Below are 19,578 nucleotides of genomic sequence, written 5' to 3'. Positions count from 1 at the left end.
TCAAGGCAGATCACTATGAACGCTTCCGGATCACCGATCGAATCCGTCTATAAATCGCTGGACCCTTTTGCACCGGGCAATATGGTTTTCGGGCAGAAGTTCACCGAAGGCAACAGTGGATTGATGGCCTGGTTGCGGACGCACGAAAGTACTCCCCCCACGATCACCCCACAGCCAAAGTTGTTGGTGGAGCGCATCGGGCTCTTTCCTTCCTCGGGTGATATTCGGCGCACGGTCGGCAATCCCGTTGCGCTACTCGAGTACTTGCGGGCCCTGTATGCCAGTGAAGCACTGGATGTGGATGACAGCGACGGCCTGAGCCTGACGTTCACTGAGTGGCGCTTCAAGATCTGCCCAGCGCAGAGCGAGATCCTGTTGAAGGTTGAGAGTCGTGGCGATATAGCACTGATGCAGAAAAAAACTGCAGAGCTGCTGGATCGGATCGAAGAGAAAAAACAGTCGTGAGTCCTGGTGACGCCACTTCGCCAGAACTCACAACCGAAGCAAAAGCTACAACCTTGACGATTCTCCGCGAGTGCGCCAGTGAGGCTGCATGAATGCCTTTCCTGCCCCCGAAAGAGTGACGGCGAAAGAGTTCAAGAGCCTCTCGGCGGTATATTTTGGAAGACTCGTACTCAGCATGATAACCGCGAGCCCTAGCATGAGGGCCGTGCGGGGAATTTTGCGGATTTCCTTTCGCTCCAGCCTGAAAAGAAATATGCACGCCGCGGCCGACCCCACGACCGCCCCGGCAATCGCTTCCGGCAGAGGATGAATGGTCTGCCCGACATACTGGACGCTGAACCACCAGGTCGACAGCAGCCCTGCCCCCAGCGCCAGCCATCGAAGCCGATGATCCAGTTGGCGCAATAGCAAACTCAGGACCACGGTCGACACCAGGCAGGCGTTCATCGCGTGGCCGCTGATGACCGCGATATTCAGGCTTTCCAGGCCGATTCCCCAGCCTTTGAACAGCAGCTTACTGAGACCGACGACGAAATAGGCTACGAACAGTACGCCTAGCCATAAAAGGGCGAGTTTTCTGGATGCCATGCTCCACAGCCAACCGGCGACGACCATGGCCGCTGGAAGCATGACGGTGATGCCGGCGTATTGTGCGATGTACAGTTTTGACACCAATCTACTTCCTCACGCCTCGTGCAGTTTCCCAGTGCAATGGGCACTGGGCGCGTGTTCAGTAGGTACAACGCTCATCGATCCAGAAAGCACTTCAGACGATTCTCTACGACAATCACCGAATAGCTCGCGATGTGCATTGCCAGTCCGTCCTCTATCAGGGCTTCAAGCAAGGCAGCTTGTGCCGCGAAGCGCAGGTCGCGGTCGAGTTTTCGAGAGGCGTGCATCTGATCGATCAGAGCATGCGTGACTTGATAAGGGGTGTTGCCTCTCAGACGCCCCAGCCAGACGGGGATTTTTTTTGCGGCTTTGGATTGTCTGATACCCAACACGCACGTTGCCTTGTCCGATGCGGTGTTTTTCGAAACCTCCTCGATTTCTTCAAACACGTCGGTCAATTTTTTTAGTGCGTAGCCAAGCATCAAATCATCAAACGCATCCAAAAACATAGTCCTCTTCACGCTGTGAAGTTATTGCTACAAACACACAATTCCGATTATTACATTACACTTTATTTAATGTATGTACTGGACGTATTCTAACGATCAAAACGTCTGTTAAATAACATTACACTTGTTAGCGCGAAGACTAACTTTGCCAGTGTATTAATTGACTTTTTATAACAATAATTGAGCCTGTAATCGAACTATATAGACTTCAACGATATCGGTAATTGCACGCAAGGTGCGGCGAGCGTTATCAGAGGGTTCAGGGGGCAGACGAGCTGATTGCAAGGCGCTGACCGTCAGATCGGTTGAACCTGTGAGCCTGCCTGGCATCCTATTTATCGATACCGCGCCCCACCTTTCAAACACCTGTTTTCAGGTTGTTGCCGCAAGGGGCATTGATACACGTACGTACCCTTGAGTGGCTGTCAGCGCTCGGGTAATGTCATCAGACCCATAGGACAGAGCACGCCCATGACTTCCAAGCTGGAACAACTTAAACAAATGACCACCGTGGTTGCCGACACCGGCGACTTCGAAGCGATCGCTCGCGTTAAACCCGTGGACGCCACCACCAACCCTTCCCTGCTGCTCAAGGCCGCGGCCATTCCGGCGTATGCCGAGCTGCTGAACGCTTGCGTCAATGACTGCAAGGGTGATGTGGGCCTGGCCAGCGACCGTTTTGGCGTGGCCGTGGGGCAAGAAATCCTGAAAGTGATCCCGGGCCGTATTTCCACCGAAGTGGATGCGCGCCTGTCGTTCGACACTGACGCCGTGTTGAAGCGTGCGCATCGCCTGATCGAGCTGTACGACAAGGCCGGTATTGGCCGCGACCGCGTGCTGATCAAGGTCGCTTCCACCTGGGAAGGCATCCGCGCTGCCGAGATCCTGGAGAAGGAAGGCATCCAGACCAACCTGACCCTGCTGTTTTCCTTCGCCCAGGCAGCCGCCTGCGCCGATGCCGGGGTGTTCCTGATTTCGCCGTTCGTAGGCCGCATCTACGACTGGTACAAGAAAGCCAACGGCAACGACTACACCGGTGCCGATGATCCGGGCGTGCAGTCGGTGACACGCATCTACAACTACTACAAGGCCAATGACTACAAGACCGTGGTCATGGGGGCGAGCTTCCGCAATCTGGGCCAGATCGAGCAACTGGCCGGCTGCGACCGCCTGACCATCAGCCCGGACCTGATCGACAAACTGGCGGCAGATACCGGCAAGCTGGAACGCAAGCTGGTACCGGGCAATGCCGGTGAAGCGCGCCTGAGCCTCAACGAGGCGCAGTTCCGCTGGTTGTCCAACGAAGATGCGATGGCGACCGAGAAGCTGGCTGAAGGCATTCGCCAGTTCGCGCGGGATCAGGAGAAGCTTGAGGCGTTGTTGCAGGCCAAGCTGTGATCTGAGTTGATGTAATGCAAAAAGGGCGAACCTTGGTGGGTTCGCCCTTTTTTTTGATGCGGGGGTTCTTGCGGACGCCATCGTCGGAACGCCGCCCGGAGCAAGCTCGCTCCCACAGGGATTTGCGGGACGGCTGAGATCGCGTGCTGAACGAAAAACCTGTGGGATGGCTGAGGTCGTGTGCTGAACGAAAACCTGTGGGAGCGAGCTTGCTCGCGATGGGGCCGTCAGCTTCAACATCTTCGCTGGCTGGTCCACCGCCATCGCGAGCAAGCTCGCTCCCACAGGGATTTGTGGGCTGGCTGAGGTCGTGCGCTGAACGAAAAACCTGTGGGAGCGAGCTTGCTCCGGGCGGCGTTCCGACGATGGGGCCGTCAGCTTCAACATCTTCGCTGGCTGGTCCACCGCCATCGCGAGCGAGCTCGCTCCCACAGGGATTTGTAGGCTGGCTGAGATCGTGTGCTGAACGAAAAACCTGTGGGAGCGAGCTTGCTCGCGATGGGGCCGTCAGCTTCAACATCTTCGCTGACTGGTCCACCGCCATCGCGAGCAAGCTCGCTCCCACAGGGATTTGCGGGATGGCTGAGGTCGTGTGCTGAACGGAAAACCTGTGGGAGCGAGCTTGCTCGCGATGGGGCCGTCAGCTTCAACATCTTCGCTGGCTGGTCCACCGCCATCGCGAGCAGGCTGGCTCCCACAGGGATTTGCGGGACGGCCGAGGTCGTGTGCTGAACGGAAAACCTGTGGGAGCGAGCCTGCTCGCGATGGGGCCAGACAAGGCCCACATCACTTCAGGGGATCAATTGCGCTCCAGCGCATTCACCAGATCATGGAACGCTTCACGATTGGTGTCGTTCAGGCCCATGAGGATTTTGTGCGCTTCGAGCACTTTGATCCGCACCACTTCTTCGGACTGATCCTGGTCTGGCAGGTCGTCCAGGCATTCCGGGCAGGGTACGGGCTGGTCGACGATGTTGAACACCTGTTCGAAGCCCATGGACTGCAGCAGACGGGTAATGTCTTCGTGGGTGGTGACGACGGTCGGCAGCAGGCCGACCTGTTGCCGCGACAGGATCGACAGTTTGGCCAGCAGGCCCAGGGTGGTGCTGTCGATGCTGCGGGTTTCGGTCAAATCGATCACGATCGCGTTGAAATTCTTCGCGGTGAAGATTTTCTCTATAGTCGCATCCAAGGCCGAACACAGGGTCAGGCGAACTTCACCGACGAACTTGAGAACGAAGGTGCCGTCCTGCTCGGCGAACTGGATTCTACCAGTACTCATCAAAGATTCCTGCTCAACACCAACAGGGCGATATCATCCGGCATCTCCCCTAGCGTGGCCAATCCAAAAACCTGCCGCAGCCCATCCAGGGTGCCGCCCGCAGCCTTGACCCGTTGGGGCAACGCCGCCTCTTTTTCTTTGAGTGTGGGTTCTGGCAAAAGGTCCAGAATACCGTCAGACATCAGCGTCAGGCTGAACGTCGGTGGCAGTTCCAGCACGTGGTCTTCGTAGGTGGCTTCGTTGAAGAGACCCACCGGCAAACCACGCCCTTCCAGATATCGAACACTGTCTGGCGTGTACAACACTGGCAACGGCAGATGACCGCCGATGCTATAGGTCAACAAACCGGTCTCCTCGTCGATGACTCCACCGACCATTGTGACGTGTTTACCCAGCTTACAACTGATCAGGCCCCGGTTGATATGACCAAGTACCTCTGAAGGCTTGAATTCCGGCAAGGTGCCGCTGCGCCGGGATTCGAACAGCAAGCGCGTGGTCATGAACTTCAACAGCACGGTGACGAAGGCTGAAGAGGCGCCATGACCGGAAACGTCCGCCAGGTAAAAGGCGACCCGGCGCTCGTCGACCCGGAAGTAGTCGACGAAATCACCCGACAGGTACAGCGACGGGATGATCTGGTGAGCAAACTTGAACTCGTTGATGGTCCAGGGGCTGACCGGCAGCATGTTCATCTGCACCTGGCGACCGGCGTTCTGGTCCTCCTGGAGCAGGTTCAGGCTGGCTTCGAGCTCGCGGTTGGCCTTCTCCAGCTTCTCGCGGTAGCGCTGGTTCTCCAGCAACAGGCGCGCACGATCCAGGGCCCGGCGCACGGAGTGCTCGAGCACGGCCAGATCTTCGAGAGGCTTGATCAGGTAGTCCGCTGCGCCCAGGCGCAGGGCTTCGACCGCGTCGTTCATCACGCCCGCACCCGACACCACAATCACTGGCGTTTGCGGCGACCGTTCGGTGACCTGGCGGATGAGTTCGAGTCCGCCCATCTGCGGCATGCGCAGATCGCAGATGACCAGGTCGGGCTTGTCTTGCTCGAATACCTGAAGGCCCTGCTGGCCATTGCTGGCCTGCAAGACGCTGAAACCACTGTCTTCCAAATAGGCGGCGAGGCTCGCGCGAACTACTTCGTCATCATCGATTATCAGCAGCGTGGCACTGGTTTTTCGCATGTGGGCAAACGGCGCCAGAATTAGGTTGGCGTAGCAGGCGGGGACTTTGGCCCGGCGCTGACTACTGGATTCGCTTTCTAGCCTCTCTGTCGCACCGTTTTCGGGCATTTGCCCTACACACATGTTCACCAGAGGTGCCCTTCTAAGGCGCAGACGGTACTCCCATCCGCGGGGCGTTTCAAGCTCACGCAGATGGTCGCTTGACGTCTTTATTTGTCAAATCACCGAGAGTTATAAGAACAGGCAAATCCGTAACCCAATGGAAGGTTAGAACCCATGAGTCAAACCGGCCGGGACTACAGTGAAAAGCGCGATTACATCCGCATGCGGGTCTTCGCAGACAAAAAAAGCGGCCATCAAGGGCCGCCCTTTTTCCAATTCACCGGTCGCGATCAAAAATCGTCTTCAACCTGACCGTCTTTCACCTTGAACTCACGGTTCTGCAAGTATGCATTGCGGATGAAGGTGTACTTGTCGCCGGTGATCAGCTTCTCGCTGGACAGCAGGTTGGCACGGGTATCGATGATGTCCAGGGCAAAGAACGAGTTACGCACAGGTACGTCGTTTACGTAACGATAAGCACCGGTATAGCCGTCGATGTACTTGGACGGTGCATCACGCAAGGTGCTTGGGCCCAGGAATGGCAGCATCACGTAAGGGCCGCTGCCGACACCCCAGTAACCCAGCGTCTGACCGAAGTCTTCGTCATTGCGCTGCAGGCCCATTTTGGTGCCGACATCGATGACGCCCAGCAAACCGAAGGTGGTGTTGAAAATGATTCGTGCGGTATCAACACCTGCGGCGCGAGGTTTGACCTGCAGGATATCGTTGGCCAGGTTGCGCACATCGCCGATGTTCTTGAAGAAGTTGTGAACGCCGTCTTCGACAAACTGCGGTGTTATGTACTGGTAGCCCTGGGCCAGGGGTTTGAGCGCATAGGTGTCGATCACATCGTTGAACTTGTAAATCGGCCGGTTGACGCTTTCCCAAGGATCCTCTTCCGTGGCTGCCTGGGCAACGAACGGAACCAGCATCACACTGGCGCACACACTAATCCTGGCTAGATGATTGCTCCAGCGCATAGAAAAAAACTCCTTGGTTTGTACTGGCCCGGGCACTTGGCCCAGGCAATAAGTTGCCAAGTATAAGACGTAAACGCCGTTTAAGGCACTTTGCACGATATCCACATTGAAGGAATCGTGCCAAATGCGAGCGATTCACGTCCATGTCACTCAACTGTCACCGTCGCTCGCTAGCCTTCAGGCTATTTCAGGGACGTTCACATGCCACTCGCCGAAGCCTTGCCCCAAACCGCACCCAGCCTGACCGCCGTACTGTTCGGCCTCAGTGGCTGCCTGGTGGATTTCGGCGCACACACGCGCCGGCACGGCAGCCACTCGGCCGAACATGCCGAGGCCACACCCGGCGCACTGGATAGCCTGCGCAGCTTGCAGCGACGGAAAATCCCCTGCGCCTGGCTCGATGAGCTGCCCCCTGCCCTGAGCCAATCCCTGGCCGCGGCGTTGCCTGAGTGGATCAAGCCATCGCAACATCTAGCAACAAATACCCCATGGCCCGCCCCGAATGCCTGCTGGCAAGCCTTGATGACCTTGAACGTCGAGCGACTCGACGGCTGCGTACTGGTGAGCGGCGAACCCCGCCTGCTGCAAGCGGGGCTCAATGCCGGGTTGTGGACCATCGGCCTGGCATCCTGCGGCTCGCTGTGCGGATTGACGCCTCAGGAATGGCAAGCGCTGACCCCGCAGGGGCGCGACATCAAACGCGCCAAGGCGACGATGCAACTGTTCGGCCTGGGTGTGCATTCGGTGATCGACCACCTCGGTGAACTCGACACCTGCCTGGCCGATATCAGCTTGCGTCGGCTCAAGGGCGAAAAGCCCTGACCGAGATCATGCAGGTTGCGCGCGAGTGGATTAATCTAAAGGTCAGCCATCGACCTTTGGCGCGCCGCCTTGGCGTGCCGCCTTGGTCGATGCCAGTGCCTATCGATAGAAGGAAGAACGCCATGCCTGCCCGCGAACTGCAAGACCAGCTCAATGCCCTGCGCGAGCAATTGGACCAGAATCCTCCGTTGTCCGAAGCCGAACGCACCGAGTTACACGAACTGATGCGGCAGATCGAGTTGAAGCTTGAGCTCGAAACCAAAACCCAGGACTCCAACCTCGCCGATGGCGTCAACCTGGCTGTCGAGCGCTTCGAACTCGAACATCCGACGCTTGCCGGGACCCTGCGCAACATCGGGCAGGCCTTGGCCAACATGGGAATCTGAACCGACCTGATGCAAAAAAGCCCTGCTATCGCCAGCAGGGCTTTTTCGTTTCTGCGCCTGGCAATGCAATCCCTTGTGGGAGCGAGCTTGCTCGCGATGAGGCCGACATATCCAACATCAATGTCGCCTGACACTCAGCCATCGCGAGCAAGCTCGCTCCCACAGGGTTTCGTTACTGGCGGACCAGGCGATGGTTCGGCAGCTGCACTTCTTCAGTACTGCGATACGGGTTGATATCCAGCCCGCCCCGCCGCACATAACGTGCATACACCGTCAGTTTCTCCGGTTTGAGCAACCGCTGCAGGTCGAGGAAGATCCGCTCTACACACTGCTCATGGAAGTCCGAATGCTGGCGGAAGCTGACGATGTATTCGAGCAGGCTCGCGTGATCCAGCGCCGCGCCACGGTACTCCACCGCCACGCTGCCCCAGTCCGGCTGGCTGGTGACCGGGCAGTTGGACTTGAGCAAATGGCTGTGCACGCTCTCCTCGACAATGCGCGAATCATCGCAACGCAGCAGTTCCGGCCGGGGATGCTCGTAGTTGCTGACGCTGATATCCAGCTCGTCGATGCACACGCCCGGCAAGGCCACGACGCCTTCGCTCTCGACATCCTTGAGACTGCGAATGCGCACGCCCACCGGCTTGCCGGCAGCCGCCGACAAATCCTTGGCCAACGTTGCCTCGAGGCTCGCGGCATCGGTAAACGGCGTCTGGTTCAGGGAGTTGAGGTACAGCTTGAACGACTTCGATTCGATGATGTTCGGCGAATCCGCCGGAATGCTGAATTCGCCGATCGCCACCACCGGTTTGCCCGACGGCAGCAGCCAGGACAGTTCGAAGCAGTTCCAGAAGTCCACGCCTTTATACGGCAGGGTTTCTGCCGTCAGGCCCAGTTCGGCCCACTTCGCGGTGCGCGGGATCGGGAACAGCAAGGACGGCGTGTAGGTGGCGATGTATTCGCTGGACTTGCCCAGCGGCGAGTGTTCGGCTGCGGGATGCATGGCGGAAACCTGACTGAAGAATCAGCGGATTCTATCAGCCTTTGCTCCCGCCTTTGAGTGCTTACTGACTGACAGTCAGTTTGCCGACCATGCCGGCCTGGTAATGACCGGGGATGTTGCAGGCAAACTCGAGGCTGGCGGCCTTGCTGAAGGTCCAGGTCAGCTCGGCGGTCTTGCCCGGCTCCACCAGTACGCTGTTGGGGTCGTCATGCTTCATGCCATGGTCCATTTTGCCGTGATCCATGCCGGCCATGCTGCCGTGGTCCATTGCCTTCATGCCGGTTGGCATCAGCATGCCGCTCTGTTGCATCTGCAGCATTTCCTGCTGGTGTCTGGCGTGCATCGCCGCATCCCCCAGGTTGAACTCATGCAACAACTGGCCTTTATTGACCAGCACGAAGCGCACGGTTTCCCCGGCCTTGATGTCGATGGCCTGCGGCGTGAAGGACATGTCACCCATGACCAATTCGACGCTGCGGGTCGCCTTGGCCGCCGGGGCCGGTTGACCGAAATCGTAGGAATGCCCGACGTCCGCCCACACCGGTGAACTCAGCGCCAGCAAACACAGGATTTGCGCCACGGATTTGCGTAAAAACATCGTCATACTCCAAGAAGATAAGGCTCGGCATGGGAAAAACTCTAAACTGCCAGCACTGCCCGCAACCTGACAGCCTGATTACAACTTTGTCAGGTTGCCCTGTAAGAACGCCGCCCACGGTATAAAGCGTTCGTTCCATTTGCCATGAGTCGCCCATGAAACTGCTGATCGTCGAAGACCAACCGAAAACCGGCCATTACCTGCGCCAGGGCCTGGCCGAGGCCGGGTTCAACACGGAACTGGTGGCCGATGGCAACACCGGCCAGCAATTGGCCCTCAGCGGCGAATATGCCCTGCTGATTCTCGATGTGATGCTGCCGGGTCGTGACGGCTGGCAGATTCTGCAAGCGGTGCGCAGCGCCGGCCTGGACACGCCGGTACTGTTTCTGACAGCGCGTGACGCCGTGGAGGACAGGGTTCACGGCCTCGAACTGGGCGCCGATGACTATCTGGTCAAGCCGTTTGCCTTCTCCGAACTGCTGGCGCGAGTGCGCAGCCTGTTGCGTCGCGGCAGTGCCACGCCTCAGGAGACCAGCCTGCAACTGGCCGATTTGCGCCTGGACCTGATCCGTCGCCGGGTCGAACGCAGCGGCCAGCGTATCGACCTGACCGCCAAGGAGTTCGCCCTGCTGGAAATGCTCCTGCGCCGCCAGGGTGAAGTCCTGCCCAAGTCGCTGATTGCGTCCCAGGTCTGGGACATGAATTTCGACAGCGACACCAATGTCATCGAGGTGGCGATCCGTCGTCTGCGCCTGAAGATCGACGATGAATTCCCCAACAAACTGATCCACACCGTGCGCGGCATGGGTTACGTCCTCGAAGAGCGCCCCGCCTGATGCGCCGGCTGTCCTTGAGCAGCCGCCTGGCGCTGTTGTTTGCGGCGTGCACCGCCGTGGTGTCGTTGTTCGCCGGGGTGCTGTTCAGCCGCGCCAGCGAGGCGCACTTCATTGAGCTGGACCAGCAACTGCTGGTCGGCAAGTTGATTGGCTTGCGTCGGGCCCTGCACGACCTTCAGTCGAACGACAGTGAAGTGCAACTGGCCGAGGAATTGAGTCGGCAGGCCGGCCTGCCCCTGCGCATCACCGGCAGCGACGGCCAGCGCTGGTATGACAGCTCGACCAACATTCCGCAGGCATTGCCGCGCCAGCCCGGATTGTCGACGGTGAGCCATGAAGGCATGGATTACCGCGTGCTGAATGCGCCGCTTTTTGTGGGCAAACCCGAGTCACCGCAACTGACCCTGCTGCTGGACATCACCCACCATCAGCATTTTCTGCAACGCATGCAGCGTTTGATCTGGCTGACCGTCGGCCTGTCAGCCCTGGCCACCGCACTGCTGGGCGCCTGGGCGGCACGCAGCGGCTTGCGCCCGTTGCGGCGGATCAGTGCGGTGGCCAGCGGCGTTTCCGCGCAATCGCTGAACGCGCGGTTGCCTGAAGAAAACATGCCGCCGGAACTGGCGGAAATGGCCCACAACTTCAACGCCATGCTCGGACGCCTCGACGACTCGTTTCAGCGCCTGTCGGCGTTCTCCGCCGACATTGCCCATGAACTGCGCACGCCACTGTCGAACCTGCTGACCCACACCCAGGTCACCCTCACCCGCCCTCGCCCCCTCGAAGACTATCGCGAGGCGCTGCACAGCAACCTCGAAGAGCTGCAATGGATGGCGCAACTGGTCAATGACATGCTCTACCTGGCCAAGGCTGACCATGGGTTGCTGATGCCCAAACGCGAGCCATTGGAGTTGGGACAGGAAACGGATCTGTTGCTGGAGTTTTTTGCGCCGCTGGCGGAAGACGCGCGGGTAAAACTGAGTCGTGACGGCAATGCCCGCATCGAAGGTGACCGCAGCATGTTGCGGCGAGCGCTGTCGAACCTGCTGGACAACGCACTGCGGTTCACACCGGCCGATGGCGAGGTTCGGGTGCGAATCGTCGATCAGCCAAAAGAATTGCGCCTGAGCGTTGAAAACACGGGCCAACAGATTGCCGAAGATCTATTGCCGCGCCTGTTTGACCGGTTTTACCGGGCCGATCCTGCGCGTCGTGAAGGCAGCAGTGAACATGCGGGATTGGGACTGGCGATCACCCAGTCGATCATCCGTGCCCATGGCGGGCAGATTCGTTGCGAATCGGAGAATGGGTGGACCAGGTTTGTGATCGAGTTGCCAAGGGGGGAATGAGGCCGGCAGTTGCGGCCTCCATCACCTGTAGGAGCTGGCTTGCCAGCGAAAGCGGCTTCCGAAAGGAACATTGAGGCCGGCAGGACCGGCCTCTTCGCGAGCAAGCTCGCTCCCACAGTTGACCGAGTTGACTCAGATCTAATGTGGGAGATTGAGGCCAACAGTTCTGGCCTACATCACCTGTAGGAGCTGGCTTGCCAGCGAAAGCGGCTTCCGAAAGGAACATTGAGGCCGGCAGGACCGGCCTCTTCGCTGGCAAGCCAGCTCCTACGAAGAAAGCGGCTTCCGAAAGGGACATTGAGGCTGGCAGGTCCGGCCTCTTCGCTGGCAAGCCAGCTCCTACGAAGAAAGCGGCTTCCGAAAGGGACATTGAGGCTGGCAGGTCCGGCCTCTTCGCGAGCAAGCTCGCTCCCACAGGGTCTGAGGTGTTCACAAGTACGTGATTCAACCCGGTCTACTGTGGGAGCGAGCTTGCTCGCGATGGCGGTGTTACGGGTTACGAATATCTCAGTGCATGAGCCGGCTCGATCTTCGCCGCCCGCCAAGCCGGGTAAACCGTGGCCAGGAAGCTCATGACGAAGCCCGCCGTGCAGATCAAGGCCACATCCGCGCCTTGCAGCTCGGACGGCAGGTTGCTGACGAAATACACGTCGGAACTGAAGATGTGTTGCCCGCTGACCCGCTCGATCCAGCCCACGATCTGGCTGACGTTCAGCGCGGCAATCACGCCCAACACACCGCCGATCAAAGTGCCGACAATACCGATCACGGTGCCCTGCACCATGAAGATCGCCATGATCTGCCGTGGGGTGGCGCCGATGGTACGCAGGATCGCGATGTCCGCACCCTTGTCGTTCACCACCATGATCAGGGTCGCGATGATGTTGAACGCCGCCACTGCGACGATCATCAGCAACAGCAGGCCGATCATGGTTTTTTCCATTTTCATTGCGCTGAACAGGCTGCCCTGGGTGTGGGTCCAGTCGTCAGCCTTGTAGGCGGCGCCCAACCCCGTGGCGATGTCGCTCGACACCTGCGGCGCGGCATACAGGTCCTTCACCGCCAGGCGCACGCTCTGCACCTGATTCGGCTCCCAGTGCTGCATCTGCGCGGCATCGGCCATGTGGATCAGCGCCATGGTGCCGTCCAGTTCGGCGCCGACCTTGAACACACCGACCACATTCAGCCGTTGCATGCGCGGGGTAATGCCACCCGGCGCATTGCTGACTTCCGGCACGATCAGGGTGATCTTGTCGCCGACGTTCAAGCGGAAGCGGCGCGCCGTGATCTCGCCGATCACCACACCGAATTCGCCCGGCTTCAGGGCTTCGAGACTGCCCTGGACGATGTGCTTGGCGACGATCGACACCTGGCCTTCCAGCGCCGGATCGACACCGCTGACCTGGATGGGCTGCATCGTGCCCTTGTAGGACAGCATGCCTTCCATCTCGGTGAACGGCACCGCTGCCGTCACTTCCGGATTTTTCATCGCGGCCGCTGCCACGGGTTTCCAGTCGTCAATCGGGTTGACGCCGACGATGGTGGCGTGCGGCACCATGCCGAGGATGCGCGAGCTCATCTCGCGCTGGAAGCCGTTCATCACCGACAACACCACGATCATCGCCAGCACGCCGAGGGCGAGGCCGATCATCGAGGTCATCGAGATGAAGGAAACAAAGCGATTGCGGCGCTTGGCGCGGGTATAGCGCGTGCCGATAAAGATCGATAACGGTCTGAACATTCGCTGGTGCACCGTATAAAAATAAAAGACCCGACGCCTTTCCAGGCATCGGGTTTCAGCCAATCAGATAGGCGTGAGGCAACCTTCCTGCAGGTGCAGGACGCGGTCCATCTGGCGGGCCAGGTTCATGTCGTGAGTCACCACCAGGAACGCCGTGCGCATCGAGGTGCTGAGTTCCAGCATCAAGTCCTGAATGCCCTGGGCGGTGTGGGAGTCGAGGTTGCCGGTTGGCTCGTCGAGCATCACCAGGCCCGGTGTGTTCACCAGGGCGCGGGCGATGGCCACACGCTGACGCTCGCCGCCGGACAATTCGGCCGGCTTGTGCTCCAGGCGATGGCCCAGCCCTACCCGCTCCAGCAACGCCGTGGCACGCTGACGCGCCTCCGGGATCGCGGTCTTGCCGATCAGCAGCGGCATGCAGACGTTTTCCAGCGCGGTGAATTCCGGCAGCAGGTGGTGGAACTGATACACGAAGCCGAGGGCGCGATTACGCAGCAGGCCGCGTTTTTTCTCGCTCAGCGCCGACAGTTCCTCGCCGTCGAGCCAGACGCTGCCCTTGGTCGGCGTATCGAGGCCGCCCAGCAGGTTGAGCAAGGTACTTTTGCCCGAGCCCGACTTGCCGACAATCGCCACGCGCTCTCCCGGGTGCAACTCCAGTTGCAGGCCGGCCAACACTTCCACCGACTCCGGGCCTTCCTCGTAGGACTTGCCCAGGCTGCGGCAGCTCAAGATTGCTTTATCACTCATGCCCGACTCACTCATAACGTAGCGCCTCCGCAGGCTGGGTGCGCGCGGCACGCCAGGCTGGATACAGGGTGGCGAGGAAACTCAGGACCAACGCCGCAGAGCAGACCATCACGACGTCCTGGCTCTGCACTTGCGAGGGCAGGTAATCGATGAAATACACGTCGGCGTTGAGGAATTTGTGGCCGATCAGTCCTTCGAGCGCCGAGATCGCGGCACTGACATTCAGCGCGGCGAAGATCCCGACCACCGCGCCGATCGCGGTACCGACCACGCCAATGACCGTGCCCTGCACCATGAACGTGCGCATGATCGTGCCCGGCGTGGCGCCCAAGGTGCGCAGGATCGCGATGTCGCCCTTCTTGTCGTTCACCACCATCACCAGCGTGGAAATGATGTTGAACGCAGCGACCGCGACGATCAGCAGCAGCAACAGGCCGATCATGGCTTTTTCCATGCGGATCGCCTGGTACAGGTTGCCGTGGGTGCGGGTCCAGTCGCGGGCGTAGAAACGGTCTTCGCCGAGATCGCGGGCGATGCTCCACGCGGTGCGCGGTGCCTGGAACAGGTCGTCGAACTTCAGGCGCAAGCCCTGGACCTGATCCGGTTTCCAGCGATGCAGCCGGGCCAGATCCTGCAGGTTGGTGACGCCCAGATAGCCATCGAGCTCGCCGGCGCCGACATGGAAAATGCCGACCACGGTAAAGCGCTTCATGCGCGGGAACATCCCGGCCGGGGTCACGGTGACTTCCGGGGCGACGAAGGTCAGCTTGTCGCCGATCACGGCACCGAGCTTGGCCGCCGCCTTGTCGCCGATGACGATGCCGAACTCACCCGGCACCAGATCGTCGAGTTTTCCCTGGGTCATGAAGTGATCGATGATCGACACCTGACGCTCCTGCGCCGGATCGATGGCATTGAGCAGGACTTTCGAGACCTTGCCGTTATTGGTCAGCAAGCCCTGCATTTGCGTAAACGGCGCCACGGCCGTCACCTGCGGGTTCTGCTTGACCTTGGCCGCCAGGCTTTGCCAATCGCTGATCGGCTCGCCGGACTCGATGGTCGCGTGGGGCACCATGCCCAGCACGCGGGTGCGCATCTCATGATCGAAGCCGTTCATCACCGACAGCACCACGATCATCACGACCACGCCAAGGGCGAGCCCGATCATCGAAGTCAGGGAAATGAATGACACAAAATGATTGCGACGCTTTGCACGGGTGTAACGCGTGCCGATAAATACGAAGAGAGGTCTGAACATGTCGGGGCTTGTTCGGAGGGAAAAGGAACGTCCTTGTGGCGGGGGTCGATAACCAGCTTTACACTCAGACCACCGCCGCTACCATGGGTTCGCCATGTCGACATTAGATGAAGAAGATCGCCGCGAATACTACCGTATCGAGGATACGATCGCACTGGAAATTCGGCTCCTGTCCGCTGCTGAAGCCACAGGCCAGGAAGTGTTGCAGGATGCTTCCCCACTCTTCAACTTGCTCAGCGAACTGCACCTGAGTGAATTCGAGTCGCAACACCTGTTGCGCCAGCTCAGCGAACGCGACCGCACGACCGCCGCATTCCTCAAATCCCAGAACAAACGCATCGATTTGCTGAGTCAGGTCGTCGCTCTGACAGTGCTCGGGCAGATCGGCGAACCGCAGCCGGTGATCATCTCCGAAGGCGGCATCGACTTTCAGCATCCAACGCCCATTGCCGCCGGCGCACACCTGTCGGTCAAGCTGGTGCTGATGCCGCAAGCCCTGGGCTTGCTGCTGCGCGCTCGCGTCACCCATTGCGACCGCAAGGGCGATGGCTATGACGTCGGCACCGAGTTCGAACACCTGACCGACGCCCAGCGCCAACTGCTGGCCCGCCACATCTTGCAAAAGCAGGCCCAGCAACGACGCCTGGCCCGCGAACAACTCGAATCAGGCAATTAATTTAAGGAAGAACCGTGACCCTCATCTACGGCCATCGCGGCGCCAAGGGCGAAGCACCGGAAAACACCCTGACCAGCTTTCAGGAATGTCTCAAGCACGGCGTGCGTCGCTGCGAACTGGACCTGCACCTGTCCATGGATGGCGAGCTGATGGTCATTCACGACCCGACCCTCAAACGCACCACGGACCGTCGCGGCAAGGTCGTCGAACACACGGCGGCCGAACTGGTGACCTATGACGCACGCAAGGGCGGCCCGGGCTGGATCAAGCCGTGCCCGATTCCGACGCTGGAAGAACTGTTCGAGAAATGCGACTTCGATCACTGGCAGCTGGAAGTCAAAAGTGCATCAAGGATGCGTGCCGCGACCACCGTGCTGGCGATTCGTGAAATGGCGCAGCGTCATGGCCTGATGGACAAGGTGACGATCACTTCGAGTTCCCGCGAAGTGCTCAAGGCGGCGCTGGAACTGGTGCCGGACGTATCCCGCGGGCTGGTGGCCGAGTACGCCTGGCTCGACCCGCTGAAGGTCGCGGCCAGCTATGGCTGTGAGATCCTGGCGCTGAACTGGACCCTGTGCACGCCGGAACGCCTGCAAAGGGCGCAGCGTCAGGGGCTGCATGTGTCGGTGTGGACCGTCAACGAGCCCGCGCTGATGCGCAGGCTCGCCGACTTCGGCGTTGACAGCCTGATTACAGACTTTCCCGGTTTGGCCATTGCCACGCTCGAGAATTGCTGAAATCGGTCTCCCCGGCCGGCTCAGGCCACCGGCCGGAGCCGCTCAAAAAAGCCGGTTGAGGCCGTCGTATGCCGCTACCCGATAGGCTTCGGCCATGGTCGGGTAGTTAAACGTGGTGTTGACGAAGTACTTCAGCGTGTTCTGTTCGCCCGGCTGGTTCATGATCGCCTGACCGATGTGCACGATCTCCGACGCCTGATAACCGAAGCAGTGAACGCCCAGCACCTCCAGGGTTTCACGGTGGAACAGGATCTTCAGCATGCCTTGCGGCTCGCCGGCGATCTGCGCCCGCGCCATGCTCTTGAAGAACGCCTTGCCGACTTCGTACGGCACCTTGGCCTGGGTCAACTCCTGCTCGTTCTTGCCGATCGAGCTGATCTCCGGAATGGTGTAGATGCCGGTCGGCACGTCATTCACGAAACGCCAGCTACCGTTATCGACGATGCTGCCCGCGGCCGAACGACCCTGGTCATGGGCGGCACTGGCCAGGCTCGGCCAGCCGATCACGTCACCGGCGCCGTAGATGTTCGGCACGCAGGTGCGGTAGTTCTCGTCGACTTCGATCTGGCCACGGCTGTTGACCTTCACGCCGATGTTTTCCAGACCCAACTGATCGGTGTTGCCGGTACGGCCGTTGCACCAGAGCAAGGCGTCGGCCTTGATCTTCTTGCCGGACTTGAGGTGCAGGATCACGCCATTGTCCACGCCTTCGACGCGGTCATAGTCTTCGTTATGGCGAACCGTGATGTTGTTGTTGCTGAAGTGGTAGCTCAGGGCCTGGGAGATTTCCGAGTCGAGGAAGCTCAGCAGTTGCCCACGGTTGTCCACCAGTTCGACCAATACACCCAGACCGCTGAAGATCGAGGCGTATTCGCAACCGATCACGCCGGCGCCGTAAACGATGAGTTTGCGCGGGGTGTGGCCGAGGCTGAGGATGGTGTCGCTATCGTAGATACGCGGGTGGTGGAAATCGATGTCCGCCGGGCGATACGGGCGCGAACCCGTGGCGATGATGATGTGCTTGGCCACCAGTTTTTCGACCACGCCGTTGGCGCAGACCACTTCGATGGTTTGCTCGTCGGCGAAGCTGCCGGTGCCGAAGAACACGTCGACGCGGTTACGGGCGTAGTAGCCGGTACGCGAAGCGACTTGTTTGGCGATGACTTTCTCGGCGCTTTTCAACACGTCCGGGAAGGAGAACCAGCGCGGTTCGCCAATGGCCCGGAACATCGGGTTGGTGTTGAACTGCATGATCTGCCGCACCGAGTGACGCAGTGCCTTGGACGGGATGGTGCCCAAGTGAGTGCAGTTGCCGCCGACCTGGCGACGGCTGTCGACCATCGCGACCTTGCGCCCTGCCTTGGCGGCGTTCATTGCCGCGCCTTCCCCCGCCGGGCCGGAACCCAACACCACCACGTCGTAGTTGTAGACAGCCATGCGTACTCCTCAGAACAGGCCGCAGCACCCTCGGCACCTGCGGCTAAATCACGCCAATGCGTGGCATGAAGGAACAATTTGGGGCCAGTGCAGAACCCGGACACAGTCTATAGAAGCGTCAACGCCGCGCACATTAACCCTTGGTCGCGTCGTAGGCTACTTTTGCCTGCACTACAACGCCAGTTTTCAATGCTCAAATCGCCACAATCACTCGGTTTTTTCGCCACTGAGGCGTTCAAAAGCGTGACTGCTGCGCGTGACGAAACCTGTATCGGCACGAATCACAAAAAATGCGCCGATATCGTGTTTTTCTGCGTAGTCCCAACCGCGCTCAGGACCAAGAATCAACAACAGCGTCGATAAGCCATCGGCCATCAACGCTGAAGGATGAATCACCGTGACCGATGCCAGACGGTGTGAGACCGGCGCACCGGTGCGCGCATCGAAGGTGTGGGAAAAACGCTGGCCGTCCTGTTCGAAGTAATTACGATAGTCGCCGGAAGTGGACAGGCCATAACCGTCGACAACAATGACCCGCTCGGCCACTTGCCGGTCATCCCGAGGTTCCTCCAGGGCGATGCGCCATGGCGAGCCGTCGGGCTTCTTGCCAGCGGCCTTGAGTTCTCCAGTGACTTCGACGAGGTAATCGTGGATGCCTTTTTCCTCGATCCTTGCAGCAATCGTGTCAACGGTGAAACCGGCAGCGATGCTGTTGAAATCGACCTCGACCGCGGCGTCCTTGCACAACCGGTCGCCCTCGATGCGCAAGTGTTCGTGGCCGACCCGCTTGCGAGCTTCGGCCAGCGCTTCAGCGGTCGGTACTTTTTCCCCGCGGGCCTGCGGACCAAATCCCCAGAGGTTGAGCAACGGTTCCACCGTCAGATCGTAGGAACCTTCACTTTGCACTGACAGCTGCTCACCCACGCGGACCAATTCGAGGATCGACGCCGGCATTGCCTGACAACCGTTGGCAGGCAACGCATTGAAGCGCTCGATGTCCGAGTCGCTGCGGTAGGTCGACATTTGCCGGTCAATGTCAGCGAGGATCTGCTCGACCTGGACACGGACCTCGTCCGGCGCCGGCAGGCCGGCGTGGCGCACATACTTGATCGAATAAGTGCTGCCCATGGTGGGACCGCTGAAGCTTTCGAGGGGGTCGCTGTTGCCGCAACCAGACAACAGGACGATCAACACAAAGCACCCTATCCGCCAGATCAACAAATCCTGCATCCCCCGAAGCCCCCCCCCTGACACACCATCGAGGCTCGCCATTATGCGATAGAAACTGCGGGAGCGAGCTTGCTCGCGATGGCAGTCTGTCAGGCGACATCGATGTTGCATGGGCGGGCCTCTTCGCGAGCAGGCTCGCTCCCACAATGATTTTTGGATACCCGCAGATGTTGCGTACACCTGATAACCCTGTGGGAGCGAGCCTGCTCGCGAAGAGGCCATCACATTC

General features: G+C 59.7%; 20 protein-coding genes and 1 pseudogene. 9 read left to right on the top strand and 12 right to left on the bottom strand.

Features of this window, described 5'->3' with window-relative positions:
- The first annotated feature begins 15 nt into the window (after positions 1–15).
- Entirely contained in the window at positions 16–465 is a 450-nt protein-coding gene (locus ACM6IK_RS03425) for a mannose-1-phosphate guanylyltransferase (protein WP_414873158.1), read from the top strand.
- Positions 466–510: 45 nt separating this feature from the next.
- On the opposite strand, the gene ACM6IK_RS03420 is transcribed toward ACM6IK_RS03425, so the two are convergent.
- Both ACM6IK_RS03420 and ACM6IK_RS03415 read right to left on the bottom strand, forming a co-directional pair.
- Positions 511–1,095 (bottom strand): hypothetical protein, encoded by a 585-nt coding sequence (locus ACM6IK_RS03420; protein ID WP_414873257.1) that lies wholly within the window; start codon positions 1,093–1,095, stop codon positions 511–513.
- A gap of 116 nt (positions 1,096–1,211) precedes the next feature.
- The gene (locus tag ACM6IK_RS03415; RefSeq protein ID WP_414873157.1) at positions 1,212–1,586 is read right to left on the bottom strand and encodes a hypothetical protein; all 375 of its coding nucleotides are present in this window, start codon (positions 1,584–1,586) and stop codon (positions 1,212–1,214) included.
- A 471-nt stretch (positions 1,587–2,057) separates the two neighbouring features.
- Between ACM6IK_RS03415 and tal the strand changes: the two genes are divergently transcribed.
- Entirely contained in the window at positions 2,058–2,984 is a 927-nt protein-coding gene (gene tal / locus ACM6IK_RS03410) for a transaldolase (RefSeq protein ID WP_414873156.1), read from the top strand.
- A gap of 799 nt (positions 2,985–3,783) precedes the next feature.
- On the opposite strand, the gene rssC is transcribed toward tal, so the two are convergent.
- Entirely contained in the window at positions 3,784–4,266 is a 483-nt protein-coding gene (gene rssC, locus ACM6IK_RS03405; protein WP_414873155.1) for an anti-sigma factor antagonist RssC, read from the bottom strand.
- Positions 4,266–5,447: a two-component system response regulator RssB gene (gene rssB, locus ACM6IK_RS03400; RefSeq protein ID WP_223549426.1), complete on the bottom strand. Its 1,182-nt coding sequence runs from the start codon at positions 5,445–5,447 to the stop codon at positions 4,266–4,268. The genes rssC and rssB overlap by 1 nt, the downstream gene beginning before the upstream one ends.
- Positions 5,448–5,723: 276 nt before the next feature.
- On the opposite strand from rssB, the pseudogene ACM6IK_RS03395 reads away from it, so the two are divergent.
- Positions 5,724–5,810 (top strand): annotated as a pseudogene (locus ACM6IK_RS03395) (PilZ domain-containing protein); the annotation flags it as partial.
- A gap of 29 nt (positions 5,811–5,839) precedes the next feature.
- Here ACM6IK_RS03395 and ACM6IK_RS03390 read toward each other — a convergent pair.
- Positions 5,840–6,529, bottom strand: a complete 690-nt coding sequence (locus tag ACM6IK_RS03390) for a VacJ family lipoprotein (RefSeq protein WP_414873154.1) — start codon at positions 6,527–6,529, stop codon at positions 5,840–5,842.
- A 201-nt stretch (positions 6,530–6,730) separates the two neighbouring features.
- Between ACM6IK_RS03390 and ACM6IK_RS03385 the strand changes: the two genes are divergently transcribed.
- Positions 6,731–7,351 carry an HAD family phosphatase gene (locus ACM6IK_RS03385; RefSeq protein ID WP_218428823.1) on the top strand — a complete coding sequence of 207 codons (621 nt, stop codon included), beginning with the start codon at positions 6,731–6,733 and terminating at the stop codon, positions 7,349–7,351.
- Positions 7,352–7,473: 122 nt separating this feature from the next.
- A complete protein-coding gene (locus ACM6IK_RS03380; protein ID WP_414873153.1) occupies positions 7,474–7,737 on the top strand; it encodes a DUF4404 family protein in 264 nt (87 codons plus the stop codon).
- A 172-nt stretch (positions 7,738–7,909) separates the two neighbouring features.
- Here the strand turns inward: ACM6IK_RS03380 and queF are convergent, their stop codons facing one another.
- Both queF and ACM6IK_RS03370 read right to left on the bottom strand, forming a co-directional pair.
- Positions 7,910–8,740, bottom strand: coding sequence for an NADPH-dependent 7-cyano-7-deazaguanine reductase QueF (gene queF, locus ACM6IK_RS03375; protein ID WP_414873152.1), 831 nt, complete (start codon positions 8,738–8,740; stop codon positions 7,910–7,912).
- Positions 8,741–8,801: 61 nt separating this feature from the next.
- A complete protein-coding gene (locus tag ACM6IK_RS03370) occupies positions 8,802–9,338 on the bottom strand; it encodes a plastocyanin/azurin family copper-binding protein (RefSeq protein WP_414873151.1) in 537 nt (178 codons plus the stop codon).
- Positions 9,339–9,493: 155 nt separating this feature from the next.
- Here ACM6IK_RS03370 and ACM6IK_RS03365 point away from each other — a divergent pair, with 155 nt between their 5' ends.
- Together ACM6IK_RS03365 and ACM6IK_RS03360 are read left to right on the top strand one after the other, a co-directional pair.
- Positions 9,494–10,174, top strand: coding sequence for a heavy metal response regulator transcription factor (locus ACM6IK_RS03365; protein ID WP_007995297.1), 681 nt, complete (start codon positions 9,494–9,496; stop codon positions 10,172–10,174).
- The gene (locus tag ACM6IK_RS03360) at positions 10,174–11,523 is read left to right on the top strand and encodes a heavy metal sensor histidine kinase (RefSeq protein WP_414873150.1); all 1,350 of its coding nucleotides are present in this window, start codon (positions 10,174–10,176) and stop codon (positions 11,521–11,523) included. Before ACM6IK_RS03365 ends, ACM6IK_RS03360 begins: the two co-directional genes overlap by 1 nt.
- Positions 11,524–12,019: 496 nt before the next feature.
- Here ACM6IK_RS03360 and ACM6IK_RS03355 read toward each other — a convergent pair whose 3' ends face one another.
- The 3 genes from ACM6IK_RS03355 to ACM6IK_RS03345 all read right to left on the bottom strand — a co-directional run bounded on the left by ACM6IK_RS03355 (position 12,020) and on the right by ACM6IK_RS03345 (position 15,269).
- Positions 12,020–13,264: a lipoprotein-releasing ABC transporter permease subunit gene (locus tag ACM6IK_RS03355; RefSeq protein ID WP_414873149.1), complete on the bottom strand. Its 1,245-nt coding sequence runs from the start codon at positions 13,262–13,264 to the stop codon at positions 12,020–12,022.
- 63 nt (positions 13,265–13,327) lie between these two features.
- The gene (gene lolD, locus ACM6IK_RS03350) at positions 13,328–14,011 is read right to left on the bottom strand and encodes a lipoprotein-releasing ABC transporter ATP-binding protein LolD (RefSeq protein ID WP_177323267.1); all 684 of its coding nucleotides are present in this window, start codon (positions 14,009–14,011) and stop codon (positions 13,328–13,330) included.
- A gap of 7 nt (positions 14,012–14,018) precedes the next feature.
- Complete coding sequence (locus tag ACM6IK_RS03345; RefSeq protein ID WP_115947572.1) at positions 14,019–15,269, bottom strand: lipoprotein-releasing ABC transporter permease subunit; 1,251 nt, start codon at positions 15,267–15,269, stop codon at positions 14,019–14,021.
- Between the two features lie 94 nt (positions 15,270–15,363).
- Here ACM6IK_RS03345 and ACM6IK_RS03340 point away from each other — a divergent pair, with 94 nt between their 5' ends.
- Both ACM6IK_RS03340 and ACM6IK_RS03335 read left to right on the top strand, forming a co-directional pair.
- Complete coding sequence (locus ACM6IK_RS03340; protein WP_414873148.1) at positions 15,364–15,945, top strand: PilZ domain-containing protein; 582 nt, start codon at positions 15,364–15,366, stop codon at positions 15,943–15,945.
- A 14-nt stretch (positions 15,946–15,959) separates the two neighbouring features.
- Complete coding sequence (locus tag ACM6IK_RS03335; RefSeq protein ID WP_218428816.1) at positions 15,960–16,682, top strand: glycerophosphodiester phosphodiesterase; 723 nt, start codon at positions 15,960–15,962, stop codon at positions 16,680–16,682.
- A 42-nt stretch (positions 16,683–16,724) separates the two neighbouring features.
- Here the strand turns inward: ACM6IK_RS03335 and sthA are convergent, their stop codons facing one another.
- Positions 16,725–18,119, bottom strand: coding sequence for a Si-specific NAD(P)(+) transhydrogenase (sthA, locus tag ACM6IK_RS03330; protein ID WP_414873147.1), 1,395 nt, complete (start codon positions 18,117–18,119; stop codon positions 16,725–16,727).
- Between the two features lie 207 nt (positions 18,120–18,326).
- Positions 18,327–19,349, bottom strand: a complete 1,023-nt coding sequence (locus tag ACM6IK_RS03325) for an FAD:protein FMN transferase (RefSeq protein WP_414873146.1) — start codon at positions 19,347–19,349, stop codon at positions 18,327–18,329.
- Positions 19,350–19,578: the final 229 nt, after the last annotated feature.

Source organism: Pseudomonas sp. IT-196MI5, assembly GCF_949767415.1.
Classification (GTDB): Bacteria; Pseudomonadota; Gammaproteobacteria; order Pseudomonadales; family Pseudomonadaceae; genus Aquipseudomonas.
Note: the sequence above shows the minus strand (reverse complement) of the source record. Positions and strands in the feature narration are given on the sequence as shown.

Coding starts and splice junctions, on each gene's coding strand:
- ACM6IK_RS03425 (WP_414873158.1), top strand. CDS start 16: ATGAACGCTTCCGGATCACCGATCGAATCCGTCTATAAATCGCTGGAC.
- ACM6IK_RS03420 (WP_414873257.1), bottom strand. CDS start 1,095: ATGCTTCCAGCGGCCATGGTCGTCGCCGGTTGGCTGTGGAGCATGGCA.
- ACM6IK_RS03415 (WP_414873157.1), bottom strand. CDS start 1,586: ATGTTTTTGGATGCGTTTGATGATTTGATGCTTGGCTACGCACTAAAA.
- tal (WP_414873156.1), top strand. CDS start 2,058: ATGACTTCCAAGCTGGAACAACTTAAACAAATGACCACCGTGGTTGCC.
- rssC (WP_414873155.1), bottom strand. CDS start 4,266: ATGAGTACTGGTAGAATCCAGTTCGCCGAGCAGGACGGCACCTTCGTT.
- rssB (WP_223549426.1), bottom strand. CDS start 5,447: ATGCGAAAAACCAGTGCCACGCTGCTGATAATCGATGATGACGAAGTA.
- ACM6IK_RS03390 (WP_414873154.1), bottom strand. CDS start 6,529: ATGCGCTGGAGCAATCATCTAGCCAGGATTAGTGTGTGCGCCAGTGTG.
- ACM6IK_RS03385 (WP_218428823.1), top strand. CDS start 6,731: ATGCCACTCGCCGAAGCCTTGCCCCAAACCGCACCCAGCCTGACCGCC.
- ACM6IK_RS03380 (WP_414873153.1), top strand. CDS start 7,474: ATGCCTGCCCGCGAACTGCAAGACCAGCTCAATGCCCTGCGCGAGCAA.
- queF (WP_414873152.1), bottom strand. CDS start 8,740: ATGCATCCCGCAGCCGAACACTCGCCGCTGGGCAAGTCCAGCGAATAC.
- ACM6IK_RS03370 (WP_414873151.1), bottom strand. CDS start 9,338: ATGTTTTTACGCAAATCCGTGGCGCAAATCCTGTGTTTGCTGGCGCTG.
- ACM6IK_RS03365 (WP_007995297.1), top strand. CDS start 9,494: ATGAAACTGCTGATCGTCGAAGACCAACCGAAAACCGGCCATTACCTG.
- ACM6IK_RS03360 (WP_414873150.1), top strand. CDS start 10,174: ATGCGCCGGCTGTCCTTGAGCAGCCGCCTGGCGCTGTTGTTTGCGGCG.
- ACM6IK_RS03355 (WP_414873149.1), bottom strand. CDS start 13,264: ATGTTCAGACCGTTATCGATCTTTATCGGCACGCGCTATACCCGCGCC.
- lolD (WP_177323267.1), bottom strand. CDS start 14,011: ATGAGTGATAAAGCAATCTTGAGCTGCCGCAGCCTGGGCAAGTCCTAC.
- ACM6IK_RS03345 (WP_115947572.1), bottom strand. CDS start 15,269: ATGTTCAGACCTCTCTTCGTATTTATCGGCACGCGTTACACCCGTGCA.
- ACM6IK_RS03340 (WP_414873148.1), top strand. CDS start 15,364: ATGTCGACATTAGATGAAGAAGATCGCCGCGAATACTACCGTATCGAG.
- sthA (WP_414873147.1), bottom strand. CDS start 18,119: ATGGCTGTCTACAACTACGACGTGGTGGTGTTGGGTTCCGGCCCGGCG.
- ACM6IK_RS03325 (WP_414873146.1), bottom strand. CDS start 19,349: ATGCAGGATTTGTTGATCTGGCGGATAGGGTGCTTTGTGTTGATCGTC.